Below are 14,806 nucleotides of genomic sequence, written 5' to 3' on the forward strand. Positions count from 1 at the left end.
CTGGTGGTGCTGTGCCAGTGCGACACAGCGGTCGAAATTCATCCTAGCGCGGCGCGGTTCCCGCAGCGATTGCACGCACGGTTTCCCCGAGCTGCGCAACACCGCCGTCGCGCAGCGCGCGCACGAACGCGGTACCGACGATGGCGCCGTCCGCGTACTCAAGGGCCCCGGCGACCTGCTCGGCCGTGGAGATCCCGATCCCCACGCAGGCAAGCTCGGCCCCCTGCGCACGAAGTCGTCCGGTGAGGCCACGAGCTGCCGCGTCAAGCTCCGCACGCTCTCCCGTGATGCCCATGGTCGACACGGTGTAGACAAAGCCCGTGCTCGACTCGGCAACGAGCGCGAGACGTTCATCGCTGGAGCTCGGCGCCGCCAGGAACACCCGGTCGAGGCCGACACGCTCCGACACCGCGATCCACTCGCCAGCGGCATCGGGGGTGATGTCCGGCGTGATGAGGCCAGCGCCGCCCGCGGCGGCAAGGTCCTCCGCGAAGCGCTCAACCCCGTACTGCATCACCGGGTTCCAGTAGGTCATCACGAGGACGGGCACGTCGACGGCCTCACGCACGCGGCGCACGGCCTCGAACACGTGCGCAACGCGGAAGCCGCCCGCAAGAGCGGTCTGCGTGGCCTCCTGAATAATCAGTCCGTCCATGACCGGATCGGAGTAGGGCAGGCCAAGCTCGAGCACATCTGCGCCCGCATTCGCCATCTCGATCGCCGCTGCGACGCTCGTATCGAGATCCGGGAAGCCGACGGGGAGGTAGCCAATCAGCGCGCCAGCGCGCTCGGCCTTCGCGGCGCGGATCGCACGCTCGACCTGAGATTCGATCCCGCTCATCCCTCGGCTCCTGCCTCGCCATCGAGCAGGCCAAAGTAGCGGCCCGCAGTTGCCATGTCCTTGTCGCCGCGCCCGGAGAGGCTGACCATCACGATCTGCTCCGGGCCGAGATCCTTCGCGATCCGCATCGCGCCAGCCAGCGCGTGAGCTGACTCGATCGCGGGAATGATGCCCTCGGTCTGGCTGAGCAGGCGCAGCGCCTGCATCGCCTCGTCGTCGGTCGCGGGAATGTAGCTCACACGGCCGATATCGGACAGCCAGGCATGCTCCGGACCAACGCCCGGGTAGTCGAGTCCGGCCGAAATCGAGTGCGACTCGATCGTCTGCCCATCCTCGTCCTGCAGCACGTAGGTCTTGGCGCCGTGCAGGATGCCCGGCCGGCCGCGCTCGATGGACGCGGCGTGACGCTCGGTGTCGACACCGTCGCCCGCAGCCTCCACACCGTAGATCTTTACGTCCGCGTCATCGAGGTAGGCATCGAACATGCCAATGGCATTCGAGCCGCCGCCCACGCAGGCAACGACCGCGTCGGGCAGACGCCCCTCGCGTGCGAGCAGCTGGGCGCGAGCCTCCTCCGAGATGATCTTCTGGAAGTCGCGCACCATCGCGGGGAACGGGTGCGGGCCCGCGGCGGTGCCAAAAATGTAGTTGGTGCGATCGACCGTGGCCACCCAGTCGCGATACGCCTCGTTGATGGCGTCCTTCAGCGTCCGTGAACCGGTGGTCACCGGAATCACCTCTGCGCCGAGCAGGCGCATGCGGGCCACGTTGAGAGCCTGACGCTCGGTGTCCACCTCGCCCATGTAGATCGTGCACTCGAGACCGAAGAGAGCCGCTGCGGTCGCGGTCGCCACACCGTGCTGGCCGGCGCCGGTCTCCGCGATGACGCGCTTCTTGCCGAGGCGCTTCGTCAGCAGCGCCTGGCCCAGCACATTGTTGATCTTGTGCGAGCCGGTGTGGTTCAGGTCCTCGCGCTTGAGGTAGATTCGCGCTCCACCAGCGTGCGCGGCAAACCGCGGCACCTCGGTGATCGGCGATGGGCGCCCCGCATAGCTCTCGAGCAGCTCAACGAGCTCGGCACGGAACTCGGGATCGGCCTGCGCCTCGACGTATGCCGCCGTCAGCTCATCGATTGCTGCGATGAGCGATTCGGGCATGAACCGGCCGCCGAAGTCACCAAAGAACGGACCGTGCTGCTCGCGCAGGCTCGTCACGGACTCCGATGCGGCCCCGGTGGGCGTCGTCGCTTCTGCGGGGTGATCTGTCATGGTTTTCCTCAGTGTCAGACGCTGAGGTAAGACTGCAGCGTCGCGACGGGATCGTTGGTCACGAGCGCCTCACCGACAAGAACGACATCAGCGCCGGCCTCGCGGTAGTGCGCCACATCCGCGACGTCGAGCACGGCCGATTCGGCCACGCGAATGACACCAGCGGGGATCTGGTCGGCAACGCGGCCGAACAGCTCGCGATCGAGTTCAAAGGTACGCAGGTCGCGGGCGTTCACGCCGATGAGCTGGGCACCCAGGTCGACGGCGCGCGCCACCTCGTCCGCGGAGTGTGCTTCCACGAGCGGGGTCATGCCGAGCTCGCGAATCATGGTGTGCAGCGACACGAGGCGCTCCTGCGGCAGCGCAGCCACGATGAGCAGCACGAGGTCTGCACCTGTAGCACGCGCCTCGAGCACCTGGTACTCGTCGCCGATGAAGTCTTTGCGGAGCACCGGAATACTCACGGCCTTGCGGACAGCCTCGAGGTCCGCGAGTGAACCCTTGAACTTGCGCTCCTCGGTCAGCACGCTGACGGCGCTCGCGCCGCCGGACTCGTACTGCGCCGCGAGCGTCTGCGGCTCCGCGATCTCGGCAAGGTCACCGCGAGAGGGGCTCGCGCGCTTCACCTCGGCGATCACCTTGATGTGGTCGGCGGGGGCAAGGGCAGCGAGTGCGTCGAGTGCGGGAGCACGACCGAGAGCTTCGGCCTCCACCTGAGCGGAGGACCGAAGCTCTCGTCGCGCCCGCGCGTCCTCGAGGGATCCCGCGAGCAGTTGGTCGAGCACGTTAGTCGTGCGTCTTGGGGGCGAACTTCGGGCCGTTAACGCCGTAGCCCGCCTTCGACAGGATCCACCCGAGGATGGCGCCGAGAACGACGATGCCAGCGCACACCCACACCATGGTCGACATGTGCAGGAAGAAGAAGACGGTGCCGGCAGCGATGCCAAGCAGCATCACCACGACCGCCGTCCATGCGGCGGGCGAATCACCGTGACCGGGGTCTCCGTGCTGGGTACTCATGAATCTCCTCTGAACGGGTGTGAACTCTTTAAGCCTAGCGGATATCCGCGGTGGGGTCGTCGCCGTCGCTCAGCGCGTCCCAGTCCGAGATGCGGTCGGGCGCGCCGCCGCGCGACTTTGCCGCCGATCCCGCATCGTATTTGCGACCGCCGGTGACCCAACGCCCGCCCGTAATCGCGACGAGGACTCCCAGCAGCGCGGCAAGCACGCCCGCGGCGAGGCTGACCCACGCCCACACGGACACCTGGCTCCACACCACCATGGTGGTGCTCGCGCCGCCGGCGATGCCGGTGAGCTCGGTGATGCGGCCGGAAACCGCGGAGAGGGGCGCCTGCAGCACATTGATCGTCAGCGCAGCGAGCCCCACGCCCAGCAGCGCGACGAGCACGCCCAACACGCGCCGGAAGATGGGCCCTGCGATCGTGAGCGCGAGGGCCGCCGCAACGATGGCGATCGCGACGGGCGAGAGCGCGGGGTTCAGCGCGTGGCCCGTGACCTTTTCGATGTCGTGGGTGCCGTCGAGCATGAACGAGACCCAGGCCTGCGCGCCGGCCAGCAGGCCTGCGCCACCGACAATCGCGATCCCGCTTAGGGACAGCAGCTTCGGGCTCATCGTGCAGACTCCTTCAGTTCGTGCAGCGTGTTGGCAATTGCGATGGCGCGCAGTGGGGCCGCGGCCTTACTGCGGCACTCGGCGTCCTCCGATTCGGGCACCGAGTCTGCGACGATGCCGGCACCGGCCTGGACCATCGCAATGCCGTCCTTGATCGTTGCGGTGCGGATGGCGATCGCGAGGTCGGCTGCGCCGCCCAGGCCGAAGTAGCCAACAACGCCGCCGTAGACGCCGCGCTGCACGGGCTCGAGCGCGTCGATGATCTCGAGAGCGCGCGGCTTCGGTGCGCCCGAGAGTGTGCCCGCGGGGAATGTGGCCTGGAACACGTCGATGGGGCTCTCCCCCTCGCGCAGCTGCCCCTCCACCGTCGACACAATGTGCATGATGTGGCTGAAGCGCTCGATCCGCATGAACTCGGTCACCTCAACCGACGCGGGTTCGCAGGCACGCAACAGGTCGTTTCGTGCCAGGTCGACGAGCATGAGGTGCTCGGCACGCTCCTTCTCGTCGGCGAGGAGATCGCGCTCGTGCTGCTGATCCTCGTCAACCGTTGCGCCACGCGGCCGCGATCCCGCAATTGGATGCGTCATCACGTGACCGCTCTCCTGCACCGTGACGAGCGCCTCTGGGCTCGATCCCACGACCGCAAACGGGGCGCCGTCCGCGTCCTCGAGCTGCAGGAGGTAGAGGTAGGGGCTCGGGTTCAGGTGCCGCAGCACGCGGTAGACATCGAGCGGGTCTGCCATGCACTCCTGGTCGAAACGCTGCGATGGCACCACCTGGAAGATATCGCCATCCACGATGTGGCGCTGCGCGACCTCGACCGCACGCAGGAACTCGGGAGTGCTCGTCAGCCGGCGCGGCGCGGGCTCTGCCTCGCGGTCGAATGAGCCGAGTGGCGAGCTCACCGGGCGCGCGAGTGCCGCTTGGAGCGCGTCGAGCCTGGCCTGCGCATCGGCCCACTGATCGTCGGCGTGTGCGGCGGCTGCCCCGTCGGCGAGCACGCCGTCGTTGAGCACGTTTGCGAGCAGCACGACGCTTCCCTCACGGTGATCGATCACCACGAGTTCAGAGACGAAGCTCAGGCCCTGTGTGGGCAGCCCGGGGCCCTCGCTGGGGCCGTGCTCGAGCTTTTCGAACTGACGCACGGTCTCCCACCCGAGGTAGCCCACAAAGCCGCTGGCGAGCGGCGGGAGGCCGGGAACCTGCGGTGCGCGCCAGCGCTCGTAGGCAGCCCGCAGTGCCTCGACCGGGCCGCGGTCAGCGACGCCGCCGGGTAGCAGTCGCTCCTCGCTCACATCACTTCCGGGCGCGGGCGCCCAGTGTGCCCGACCGCCGCGCTCGCCGAGCACGCCGAAGCTGCCAGCGCCGACAAAGCTAAAGCGGGTCCACACTCCGCCCTGCTCGGCAGATTCGAGCAGGAAGGTGCCCGGCCGCGAGTCCGCGACCTTGCGGTAGATGCTCACCGGGGTATCCGCGTCGGCGAACACCTCTCGGCAGACGGGGATCACGGCGTGGGTGGATCGCGCGGCGTCGAATGCTGCGCGCGTGGTCGTCAGGGTCACCCGATCAGCCTATCGCGCGGGGGCTGTGCAACCGCGCCGCTTCTCGATCGGGATCCGGGACCAGCGCGTTCCGCGGGAGTTCCCCGCTTACAGGCTCCCCCTACGCCTCGGGCGAAGGCTCCCCCACCAGGGCAGGAATCTCGCGGCCCGTAAAGCAGCTCCGCGTACCGGTGTGGCACGCGGCGCCGATCTGTTCGACCCGAACGAGCAGCGTATCCCCGTCGCAGTCGAGCGCGACGCTCCGCACGTACTGCCGGTGGCCGGACGTGTCCCCCTTGCGCCAGTACTCCTGCCGCGAACGAGACCAGAACGTCACCCGACCCGAGGTGAGCGTTCGGCGCAGTGCTTCGTGATCCATCCACGCGAGCATAAGCACCTCGCCGGAGGCATCGTCCTGAATAATCGCGGGAAGCAGCCCGTCGGGGCCGAACTTCACGCTCTCGGGAACCGCATCAGCGGGGATCATTCGCCGCTCCTCTCACGCGCGATCGCGCCGGGGAGGCGCACCGTGTGGCCCGCGTCGGCAAGCGCGCGCTTCACCTCACCGATTGTGAACTTGTTGTAGTGGAACACCGACGCGGCAAGCACTGCGTCCGCACCGGCCTCCACGGCAGGCGCGAAGTGCGCGAGCTCGCCAGCGCCGCCAGATGCGATCACCGGGACATCGGCGATCTCACGCACCAGTCGGGTGAGCTCCAGATCGAAACCATCCTGCGTGCCGTCGGCGTCCATTGAGTTGACGAGCAGCTCACCCGCACCGCGTTCCACCGCTTCGCGGCACCACTCGAGCGCGTCAAGGTCGGTCTCCCGCTTGCCGCCGTGAGTCGTAACGACGAATCCGGAGGGCGTTCGCGGGCTCCGCTTCACATCGAGCGACAGCACCACGACCTGCGCGCCGAAGCGATCGGCGATCTCACCAATCACGTCCGGGCGTGCGATTGCCCCACTGTTGATGCCGACCTTGTCGGCACCAACGCCGAGGAGCCGGGCAACATCTTCGGCGCTGCGCACCCCGCCGCCAACGGTCAGCGGGATGAAGACCTGCTCGGCGGTGCGCTGCACCACGTCGTAAGTGGTGGAGCGGTCATCTACCGTAGCTGTGACGTCGAGGAAGGTCAGTTCATCGGCGCCCTGCTCGGCATACTTCGCCGCGAGCTCGACTGGATCCCCCGCATCGCGCAGGTTCAGAAAATTGACCCCCTTCACAACACGGCCCGCGGCCACGTCGAGGCAGGGAATCACTCGGGTTGCAACAGTCATGAGGCAGGCTCCTGTTAGAGGCGAGCGGCGTGGATGGGCGTGACCAGGATCGCGCGGGCGCCCAGGTCATAGAGCTCGTCCATGATCGTGTTCGCTTCGTCGGCGCGCACCATGACGCGCACCGCCACCCAGGCCTCATCCTTCAACGGCGACACCGTGGGCGACTCCATGCCACCGGCCACCTGCGAGGCAGCCTCGAGCTGCGCGGCGGGCAGGTCGTAGTCCATGAGCACATACTTGCGGGCCACGAGCACACCGCGCAGGCGGCGCAGCAGGCGCTCGATCCCGGGGTGCTCGTTCGGCCCTCCGATGAGCACCGCGGTCGACTCGAGAATCACGGGTCCGAAGATCTCGAGTCCGGCGGCACGCAGCGTTGCACCGGTCGAGACCACATCGGCCACGGCGTCTGCGACGCCGAGCTGCACCGCAGACTCGACGGCGCCGTCGAGCTTTACGAGCACTGATTCGACACCGCGCGCCCGCAGAAAGTCATCCACGAGTTTCGGGTAGCTCGTGGCAATCCGCTTCCCCGCGAGGTCGGACAGCTCGGTGAATCCGCCGCCGGCCGGCGCCGCGAAGCGGAACGTGGAGTCCGCGAACTCGAGCGTCTCAACCTCGGTGGCCGTCGAGCCGGAGTCGAGCAGCAAATCGCGCCCGGTAATGCCCACGTCGAGCGCCCCCGATCCCACATAGGTCGCAATGTCACGCGGGCGGAGGTAGAAGAACTCGACGTCATTGCGCGTGTCCGCGTGAACGAGCTTGCGGCTGTCACGGCGACCCGAGTAGCCCGCCTCCGCGAGCATCTCGGCGGCGATCTCGGAGAGCGATCCCTTGTTCGGGACGGCGATGCGAAGCATGGTGGAGGAGTTCCTTCCGTGGTGGCAGCCGAATCTGCAGCGTGCCGGGTGATGTGAGGTCAGCGGCAAGCGTCGGCGCCGGGAAGGGCACCGACGCTACAGATGCGTGTACACGTCCTCAAGGCTCAGCCCCTTGGCGAGCATCAGAACCTGCAGGTGGTAGAGCAGCTGGCTGATCTCCTCAGCGCAGGCCTCATCAGACTCGTGCTCCGCGGCCATCCAGACCTCGGCGGCCTCCTCAACGATCTTCTTACCGATCGAGTGGATGCCGGCATCGAGGCGAGCGACCGTGTCGCTCCCCTCAGGCCGAGTCGCGGCCTTCTCGGAGAGCTCAGCGAAGAGCGAGTCGAAGGATTTCACGGTTCTACACTACCGGGTTTCGGCGGCGGCCCGTGCCATGGCGAGCTCCTCGCCCCCAACTCAGTGAGCGCACACGCGAATTGCCCATCCGATGAGGATCGCTGACGCCGCAGCGATCCCGCCCGCCAGAATCGCTCCGCCAACGACTCCAGCCTCAGCTCCCGCAAGAGATTCCCCGGCCATCCGCGCAAGCGCAGACGTCGGCACCCACTCGAACGCCCTGCCGAGGGCCGGAGCGATGCTCGCGAGCGGCAGCACTCCGCCCGTCAGGAGCACCACCGCGGGAAGCACTGCACCGATCGCTCGCGCGCGTGCCGGCCGGGCGACGCGCGCAGCCACGGCCGCCGCGAGCGCCATGCCACACGCAGACAGTGCCACCCCGGCGAGCAGCAGCCCGCCGAGCCCAACGAAATACGCACGAATGACGGAGCCACCCCCGACGGAGCCGAGCTCGATCGCCCCGGGCACCGCCGCAGCGACGACCAGCGCGACACCGATGACCACGGCGCTCCCGGCACGCGAATCGAGCAGCTGCGCGCGGAGCAGAGCGCCGCGCGCAGCTGGCGTGGTGGCGAGGAGCCGGAGCAGACCGCGCTCGCGCGCGTCAACAACGGGAGCCGTGACCGTAGCGAACGGCAGCACGATGAGCAACACGGCGAGGAGTAGCGGGAGGCCCGATCGGAGCACCATGCCGTGCGCGGAGAACAGCACGTCTGAGGCGGCCAGCAGCGCAATGCTCAGGATCGGGGTGACGAGCGAGATGCGGGAGTGCTCGGGCGCTCTTCGGCGCTGCGTGCGCACCGCCTCACGCAGATTCACGGTTCGCCGTTCACCGCGCGCAGGTACACGTCAGCGAGCTCGGTTTCGCGCACTGTGATGCCTGAGGCGCGAAGCCCGCGAGTGAACGTGACGCGCCGCAACAGGTCATCTGGCACAGTGCTTCGCGCGGTGATGCGGCTCCCACCGGCGGGCAACTCAGTCTCACTCCAGTCTTCGCCCACTGCCTCTGCGATGAGCGAGCGCTCCGTGCCCGCCGGCACGGTGAAGGCCACCTCGCCACCTCCGGCGTGCGCGCGTGCAAGCTCGGCCGGAGCACCCTGCAACACGATCTGCCCCGCCCGCATAATGAGCACCCCGTCGCACAGCGCCTCGGCCTCGTCGAGGTGATGCGTCGTGAGCAGCACGGTGGTGCCGCCCGCGCGAATCGCACGGATCAGCTCGGCAATCCCGAGCCGACTTGCAGGGTCAAGCCCCGCCGAGGGCTCATCCAAAATCACGACACGCGGCTGCCCCACGAGCGCGATCGCGATCAGCAACCGGCGCAGCTCACCGCCCGAGAGGTGCCGCACCTGGGTGCCGCGGCATCCCTCAAGCAGCACGCGAGCACGAAGCTCATCCAGATCCGCTGGATGCTCATGGAACGAGGCAAACAGCGTGAGCGTCTCGTCAACGGTGAGGATCGGGAAGAGCGCGGCCTGCTGTGGCTGGACGCCAACGGCGGCGGTGATCGTGGCGCGATCCGTCGCGGGATCAACGCCCAGCACACGCACGCGGCCGACGCTCGGTGAGGTGAGCCCCGCGATGAGGTCCACCGTGGTGCTCTTCCCCGCTCCGTTCGGCCCGAGGAGCCCCACGATCGCCCCCGCGCCCACGGTGAACTCGATCCCTCGCAAGATTTCGGTCTCACCGAAGCGCTGGCTCACGTTCGCGACCTCAATGATCGGCTCGTTCGGCGCGCTCATTTTCGACCTCCCGAGGGTGGTGCGTCCGAAGGGTCGGGCACAAAGATCTCCTCGATCGGGCGGCCGAACACGTGCGAGATTCGAAACGCAAGGGGAAGCGAGGGGTCGTACTTGCCCGATTCGAGCGCGTGGATCGTCTGCCGGGAGACCCCGAGCAGCTCGGCAAACTGCACCTGAGACCAGCCCGCCGCCGTGCGAAGGGTGCGCACCTTGTTGTTCACTTCGCACCTCGCGCAGAGAGCACCATCGCGGCGATCCCCCACGCGCTCATGCCGATCACAAACACGCCCCACACGAGATATGGGATCGGACCAACGACCCCCTCCACCATGCCCATCACCACGGCAGCGAGCATCGCGGCAACGAACCCCACCGCGGCGGCAGCCATCATTCTGGGTCGCACGTACTCGTCGAGCCCCCGCACGAACTGCAGCGCGGCGAGCAGCATCCACACCACCGGCAGGATCGGCACGAGCCCGAGCGCGATCCCGAGCGGCGTTTCTGGCTCGGCCACCAGCCCCCCGCCGAGGAACAGCAGCAAGAACAGCGCCGCGGCAAGCCCCATGTGCCAGGCGTAGCGTCGAACGTTCTTGCGTTCGATTGCAGTGAGTTCAGTCACGATGAGACCTCCTGAGAGTGTGTGGCAGTGGAGAGTGTGTGGAGGAGAGCGAAGCGTCGGCGCTCGCGGCGCCAGGGACGGCGACACCGCGTAGGGCCGCCCACTCAAATCGGCGGGCGGCGAAGGCGAAGCAAACAGCCCCCGTGAGCAGCATGAGCCCCCAGGACACCGGTACCGGGAGGAACGGAGTGGTACCCGCGAGGTCCGCGCTCGCGGACTCCACCAGCCAGCCGCCCGGCAGTAGACCACTGACGAGGCGCAGTGGCTCCGGCAGGAGCCCCACCGGGAGCACCGCACCCGCGCTGCTCACGAGCGCGAAGCAGACGCCCGCCATGAGGCTCTGGCTCGATTCGGCGTTGCTCGCACGCGCGGCGAACAGCGCAGCCAGACCGAAGAGCAGCACAATCGCGCACATCACGGTACCGAGGAAGCGCGGGATCCCGGTGGGCTCCATGCTCTGCCGCGCGAGCGCTATCGCAGTGACGCCGGCCACGCTGAACGCAACGAGGCTCAAGCGATTCGGCACGCGCGAGAGCAGGAACAGCCCACGGGGCAACGGCGTCGTGCCGAGCAGTTGGAGGGTGCCCCTGCCCCGCGCGGCGACGAGCGGAACGGTCGTGCCGAGCAGCGAGATCGCGGCAAGCGCGGCGATGAGGATCGTGCCGAGGTTGAGGCGCAGGAAGTCGGGCATCGCCTCACCGTCGCGTCCCAGGGTGTCGATCTGTCCCGCGGGCACGCCAGCAGAGCGAAGCGCGCGCCAGACAGGATCCCACCCCACGTGTGCTTCCGTCACCTCGATGACGATGCGATCGTCGTTCCCGTTGCCGTTGCCGTTGCCGTTCCCGCCAGCGTCGCTCGCGGCGGCCGGCTCGCTCCTGACTAGGACGTTTGCGGCACCCGCGGAGGATGCAAGCACACCCCGGGCCTCAAGCTGCGCAGCCACGGGCATCGCGGCGGCGCCAGTGAGCCCCCTCGCGTCTACCCGCGGGGCGTCGCCCACCACGGAGAACGCCAGCCACATGCAGGTGTGGATGACGAGCAGCACCAGCGCCATGGTGAGCATGGATGCCCCAACAAGGCGGTCGCGGCGCAGCTCCCGGGCGTCAGCGCGCACGAGCGCGCGAAACGCGCCGATTCGTGTGCGGAGCCGCATGCCACCCTCGTTTCGTCAAGTTTACTTGACACCTAGGCAATCAGGCGTTCGGCAAAATGTCAAGCACCCTTGACGCGCCCGGGCGCACAGCTCCCTTCCTTTGGCCAGGCTCGGCTCCCGCCACCCCGCCACCCCGCAGGGCAGCTTGCCCGCAAATGGGCAGGCCAAACGCGCATGCGAGCTCCCCTCGCGCAGCAAACTTACCCCGCGGCGGGATATAACGGCAGGAAAGTGGGCAAGGCCGCACGAAGCGCGCTGGCAGGGCGGCAGGAGCCGCCGGAGCGGGCGGCCCTAGTGGGTGTGGGTCGCCGCGGCCACGCGGAGGGCGGCGATGCGGTCGTCCGGCACCCCGCCGTACACGGCGGAGCCAGCCACAAAGGTGTCGGCGCCGGCCTCGGCCGCGATCCCGATCGTGTCGACGGTGATTCCGCCATCCACCTGCAGCCACACGTCGAGTCCCAGCCGCGCCTTCGCCTCAGCGAAACGGCGCAGCTTCGGCATCATGGCGGGCATGAACGACTGCCCGCCGAAACCGGGCTCCACCGTCATGACCAGCACCTGGTCGAACTCGGGCAACAGCTCAAGGTACGGCTCGGGGTCCGTGCCCGGCTTGAGTGCGATGCCCGCGCGGGCGCCAATCTCGCGAATGCGACGTGCGAGCGCCACCGGATCGGCCGCCGCCTCAGCGTGGAACGTCACCGAGTAGGCGCCAAGCTCCGCGTAACCGGGGGCCCAGCGATCGGCGTCCGAGATCATGAGGTGCACGTCGAGCGGCACCGGCGAGACCGCCTGGATACGCTCAACGATGGGCGGGCCCATTGTGAGGTTCGGGACAAAATGGTTGTCCATCACATCGACGTGCACGAGGTCCGCTGAGCGGATGGCCTCAAGCTCCGCCTGCAGGTTGACGAAGTCGGCGGACAGGATGCTGGGGTTAATGCGCTGCGCGGTCACGCCACCAGTGTATGCGCTCACGGAGGCTACGCGTCGCGGCGGAACAGCGCGACGAACATCGCGTCGGTGCCGTGTCGGTGCGGCCAGAGCTGCGCGCTCAGCTCCTCGCCGGCGATGTCGATGTCGCCTCGGGCAACCTCGCGCAGCGCGGCGCGCGCGTCGAGCTCGGTGAGGCCCGGGGTGCGGCGCACGAGACGCTCCACCGCGATGCGGGTCTCCGCGAGATGCGGCGAGCAGGTCACGTATGCGAGCAGGCCGCCCGGCGCGAGGTGCGCCACCGCAGCATCGAGCAGTTCCGTCTGGAGAGACGTGAGCACGGGCAAGTCCGAGGGCTGCTTGCGCCAGCGCGCCTCGGGTCTACGACGCAGAGCCCCAAGGCCGGTGCAGGGCGCATCAACCAGGATCCGGTCGAAGAGCTCGCTTCCGTACGCGGCGTCATCGCGACCGTCATGCGACACCACCTCCACCGTGTCCGCCACCGCAGTGACTGAGCGGCGCACGAGCTCAGCCCGGTGCTCCGAAACCTCGTTCGCGCGCACGCTCGCGCCGCCCACACGGGCCTCGGCCCCCAGAACCGCGGTCTTGCCGCCGGGGCCGGCGCACAGATCAAGCCAGCGCTCCCCCGACCGCACCGGCTCGGCGCGGGTCAGCGCGAGTGCTGCGAGCTGAGAGCCCTGATCCTGCACACGCAGCTCCCCCTCGGGCAGCCCCGCATCGGCGATCGCTCGCCCGGGGTCACCGCCCGCGAGCTCAAGGCCGAGAGGCGACGGTCCTGCCGCAGAGAGCACGGGGTTCGGCTCGGACGCGTGCTCATCCTCGACCAGCTGCTCGGGATCAACCCCGCTGCCAGGCAACAGTGCGAGGCTGACGCGGGGTGCGTCGTTGTCGGCTTCAAGGAGAGCCGCAAGCTCGTCCTCTCGCCCCTCGGCGCGCAGCGCGTCGCGGAGCGCGCGAAGTACCCACGCGGGGTGAGACTGCATTGTCGCGAGTGCTTCGTCAGCAGAGGCAGCACTCGCCTCGATCTCGGCATCCCATTCCTCGTTCGTGCCACGCCCCACTGCACGGAGCACACCGTTAACGAAGCCAGCCGCGTTTGGATTGGCGACCCGGCGCTGCAACTCGACGCTCTCGTTCACCGCGGCGTGCGCGGCCGTCCGCATGCCCAGGAGCTGGTGCACGCCCAGTCGCAGGACGTTGCGGGTACGCGGGTCGACATTGTCGATCGCACGACCTGAGGCGATCTCGATGATGCGGTCGTAGCGACCACGCCAGCGGAGCGCCCCCGCAACGAGTTCGGTTGCGAGACCCGCGTCACGCGAGTCAAGACCGGCATCGCGCACGCGGGCGGGAAGCGCGAGGTTCGCGTACGCCTCGCGTTCGTCAACATCGCGCAGCACGTCATAGGCAACGAGTCGCGGTGCGGAGATGTGCGCGCGCTGCGGGCGCTGATCCCGATCGCGCGAGCCACGCTGCCCGCGCGGCGCCTGGCCGCGTGAGTTCTGGCCGCGCGAGTTCTGGCCGCGTGCGCCCTCGCTGCGCTGCCCGCGCGAGTTCCGATTGCGGCCGTTCTCGGCGCCGCCCTGCTCCCGGCTCATGCGAGCACCGCCGATCCCCCGCGGCCACGCAACCAGGCCGCAGCGTCCATCGCGGGCTTCCCGGCCGGCTGCACGCGACGCAGCTCGAGCACGGCTGGCGCCCCATCCGGCCCAGCCCCGGTGGTGAGCAGCACAGCTCCGCCCACCAGCTGCACCGCTCCAGGCTGCCCGCTCGACGCCGCGTCCGCGTCGGCGACCGCGAGTTCGAGGAGTTTGATCGGCTGGTCTTCGTGCAACGCGAATGCGCCCGGCTCGGGCGTCACCCCGGCCCAGTGCGCGAGGACCTCTGCGGCGGATCGCGAAAGATCGAGCTTGCCGTCTTCACGGGTGAGCTTGTGGGCGTACGTCGCCTCGCCCGACTGTGGCTCGCCGGCGTTCGGGTCCGTGGCGAGCAGGGCAACTGCTTCCTGCACGGCGGCCGTGCCGAACTCGGCCAGCTCGGTGAGCGCGGCGCCCGCCGAGGTTCCCGGCGCGAACGTGCGCGCATCTCGGGTCAGCACGTCGCCAGCGTCGAGTGCAGCGACCAGGCGGAAGACCGTGACCCCGAGGGTCTGCTCGCCCGCCTCGAGTGCGCGCTGCACGGGCGCAGCACCGCGCCACCGGGGCAGCTCGGAGAAGTGCAGGTTGATCCATCCGTGCTCCGGGTCCGAGAGCAGCGGCTCGCGGACGAGGCCGCCGTAGGCAACAATTACGCCGAGTTCGGGCGCGAGATCCGCGACCCAAGCGGTCGCTTCGTCGCCGAGCCGATTCGCCTTGAGTGTCGCGATGCCCAGGTCTGCGGCGGCCTGGGCAACCGGCGAGGGGGTGAGCACGCGCTTGCGGCCAAGCGGCGCGTCCTCGCGGGTGATGACGCCAACGACGTCGTGGCCCGCGTCGACCAAGGCGCGCAGGCTGGGCACGGCGAACTCCGGGGTTCCGGCAAACACGATACGCATCCGTCTATTCTCGCATCCCCCGCG

Annotated in this window: 18 protein-coding genes; all 18 read right to left on the minus strand. The window is 68.7% G+C overall.

Annotated features, from left to right (window positions below):
* Positions 1-43: 43 nt before the first annotated feature.
* Complete coding sequence (trpA, locus tag ACR81A_RS08680) at positions 44-841, minus strand: tryptophan synthase subunit alpha (protein ID WP_440311604.1); 798 nt, start codon at positions 839-841, stop codon at positions 44-46.
* Positions 838-2,109 carry a tryptophan synthase subunit beta gene (gene trpB / locus ACR81A_RS08685; RefSeq protein WP_440311605.1) on the minus strand — a complete coding sequence of 424 codons (1,272 nt, stop codon included), beginning with the start codon at positions 2,107-2,109 and terminating at the stop codon, positions 838-840. The genes trpA and trpB overlap by 4 nt, the downstream gene beginning before the upstream one ends.
* 14 nt (positions 2,110-2,123) lie before the next feature.
* Positions 2,124-2,894 (minus strand): indole-3-glycerol phosphate synthase TrpC, encoded by a 771-nt coding sequence (gene trpC, locus ACR81A_RS08690; protein WP_440311606.1) that lies wholly within the window; start codon positions 2,892-2,894, stop codon positions 2,124-2,126.
* Between the two features lies 1 nt (position 2,895).
* Entirely contained in the window at positions 2,896-3,129 is a 234-nt protein-coding gene (locus ACR81A_RS08695) for a DUF6704 family protein (protein ID WP_202382895.1), read from the minus strand.
* A 34-nt stretch (positions 3,130-3,163) separates the two neighbouring features.
* On the minus strand, positions 3,164-3,742 hold the full coding sequence (locus ACR81A_RS08700) for a Trp biosynthesis-associated membrane protein (RefSeq protein WP_202382896.1): 579 nt from the start codon (positions 3,740-3,742) through the stop codon (positions 3,164-3,166).
* Positions 3,739-5,307 carry an anthranilate synthase component I gene (locus ACR81A_RS08705; protein WP_440311607.1) on the minus strand — a complete coding sequence of 523 codons (1,569 nt, stop codon included), beginning with the start codon at positions 5,305-5,307 and terminating at the stop codon, positions 3,739-3,741. The genes ACR81A_RS08700 and ACR81A_RS08705 overlap by 4 nt, the downstream gene beginning before the upstream one ends.
* Before the next feature lie 100 nt (positions 5,308-5,407).
* The gene (gene hisI / locus ACR81A_RS08710) at positions 5,408-5,773 is read right to left on the minus strand and encodes a phosphoribosyl-AMP cyclohydrolase (RefSeq protein ID WP_202382898.1); all 366 of its coding nucleotides are present in this window, start codon (positions 5,771-5,773) and stop codon (positions 5,408-5,410) included.
* Positions 5,770-6,567 (minus strand): imidazole glycerol phosphate synthase subunit HisF, encoded by a 798-nt coding sequence (gene hisF / locus ACR81A_RS08715; protein ID WP_202382899.1) that lies wholly within the window; start codon positions 6,565-6,567, stop codon positions 5,770-5,772. The genes hisI and hisF overlap by 4 nt, the downstream gene beginning before the upstream one ends.
* 14 nt (positions 6,568-6,581) lie before the next feature.
* Positions 6,582-7,424, minus strand: coding sequence for an ATP phosphoribosyltransferase (hisG, locus tag ACR81A_RS08720; protein WP_440311608.1), 843 nt, complete (start codon positions 7,422-7,424; stop codon positions 6,582-6,584).
* 96 nt (positions 7,425-7,520) lie between these two features.
* Complete coding sequence (locus tag ACR81A_RS08725) at positions 7,521-7,784, minus strand: phosphoribosyl-ATP diphosphatase (protein ID WP_202382901.1); 264 nt, start codon at positions 7,782-7,784, stop codon at positions 7,521-7,523.
* Between the two features lie 60 nt (positions 7,785-7,844).
* The gene (locus tag ACR81A_RS08730; protein ID WP_440311609.1) at positions 7,845-8,603 is read right to left on the minus strand and encodes a hypothetical protein; all 759 of its coding nucleotides are present in this window, start codon (positions 8,601-8,603) and stop codon (positions 7,845-7,847) included.
* The gene (locus tag ACR81A_RS08735) at positions 8,600-9,526 is read right to left on the minus strand and encodes an ABC transporter ATP-binding protein (protein ID WP_440311610.1); all 927 of its coding nucleotides are present in this window, start codon (positions 9,524-9,526) and stop codon (positions 8,600-8,602) included. The genes ACR81A_RS08730 and ACR81A_RS08735 overlap by 4 nt, the downstream gene beginning before the upstream one ends.
* Positions 9,523-9,747, minus strand: a complete 225-nt coding sequence (locus ACR81A_RS08740) for a helix-turn-helix domain-containing protein (protein ID WP_202382904.1) — start codon at positions 9,745-9,747, stop codon at positions 9,523-9,525. The genes ACR81A_RS08735 and ACR81A_RS08740 overlap by 4 nt, the downstream gene beginning before the upstream one ends.
* Positions 9,744-10,145 (minus strand): hypothetical protein, encoded by a 402-nt coding sequence (locus ACR81A_RS08745; protein ID WP_440311611.1) that lies wholly within the window; start codon positions 10,143-10,145, stop codon positions 9,744-9,746. Before ACR81A_RS08745 ends, ACR81A_RS08740 begins: the two co-directional genes overlap by 4 nt.
* Complete coding sequence (locus tag ACR81A_RS08750) at positions 10,138-11,298, minus strand: ABC transporter permease (RefSeq protein WP_440311612.1); 1,161 nt, start codon at positions 11,296-11,298, stop codon at positions 10,138-10,140. Before ACR81A_RS08750 ends, ACR81A_RS08745 begins: the two co-directional genes overlap by 8 nt.
* Before the next feature lie 291 nt (positions 11,299-11,589).
* The gene (rpe, locus tag ACR81A_RS08755; RefSeq protein ID WP_440311613.1) at positions 11,590-12,252 is read right to left on the minus strand and encodes a ribulose-phosphate 3-epimerase; all 663 of its coding nucleotides are present in this window, start codon (positions 12,250-12,252) and stop codon (positions 11,590-11,592) included.
* Between the two features lie 26 nt (positions 12,253-12,278).
* Entirely contained in the window at positions 12,279-13,847 is a 1,569-nt protein-coding gene (locus ACR81A_RS08760; protein ID WP_440311614.1) for an RsmB/NOP family class I SAM-dependent RNA methyltransferase, read from the minus strand.
* On the minus strand, positions 13,844-14,782 hold the full coding sequence (locus ACR81A_RS08765; protein WP_440311615.1) for a methionyl-tRNA formyltransferase: 939 nt from the start codon (positions 14,780-14,782) through the stop codon (positions 13,844-13,846). The genes ACR81A_RS08760 and ACR81A_RS08765 overlap by 4 nt, the downstream gene beginning before the upstream one ends.
* Positions 14,783-14,806: the final 24 nt, after the last annotated feature.

Source organism: Leucobacter chromiireducens, from assembly GCF_051993095.1.
Lineage (GTDB): Bacteria > Actinomycetota > Actinomycetes > Actinomycetales > Microbacteriaceae > Leucobacter > Leucobacter chromiireducens.

Excerpts from the sequence above, each read along its gene's own strand:
- trpA (WP_440311604.1), bottom strand. The coding sequence starts at position 841 with ATGAGCGGGATCGAATCTCAGGTCGAGCGTGCGATCCGCGCCGCGAAG.
- trpB (WP_440311605.1), bottom strand. The coding sequence starts at position 2,109 with ATGACAGATCACCCCGCAGAAGCGACGACGCCCACCGGGGCCGCATCG.
- ACR81A_RS08695 (WP_202382895.1), bottom strand. The coding sequence starts at position 3,129 with ATGAGTACCCAGCACGGAGACCCCGGTCACGGTGATTCGCCCGCCGCA.
- ACR81A_RS08700 (WP_202382896.1), bottom strand. The coding sequence starts at position 3,742 with ATGAGCCCGAAGCTGCTGTCCCTAAGCGGGATCGCGATTGTCGGTGGC.
- hisI (WP_202382898.1), bottom strand. The coding sequence starts at position 5,773 with ATGATCCCCGCTGATGCGGTTCCCGAGAGCGTGAAGTTCGGCCCCGAC.
- hisF (WP_202382899.1), bottom strand. The coding sequence starts at position 6,567 with ATGACTGTTGCAACCCGAGTGATTCCCTGCCTCGACGTGGCCGCGGGC.
- hisG (WP_440311608.1), bottom strand. The coding sequence starts at position 7,424 with ATGCTTCGCATCGCCGTCCCGAACAAGGGATCGCTCTCCGAGATCGCC.
- ACR81A_RS08735 (WP_440311610.1), bottom strand. The coding sequence starts at position 9,526 with ATGAGCGCGCCGAACGAGCCGATCATTGAGGTCGCGAACGTGAGCCAG.
- ACR81A_RS08750 (WP_440311612.1), bottom strand. The coding sequence starts at position 11,298 with ATGCGGCTCCGCACACGAATCGGCGCGTTTCGCGCGCTCGTGCGCGCT.
- ACR81A_RS08760 (WP_440311614.1), bottom strand. The coding sequence starts at position 13,847 with ATGAGCCGGGAGCAGGGCGGCGCCGAGAACGGCCGCAATCGGAACTCG.
- ACR81A_RS08765 (WP_440311615.1), bottom strand. The coding sequence starts at position 14,782 with ATGCGTATCGTGTTTGCCGGAACCCCGGAGTTCGCCGTGCCCAGCCTG.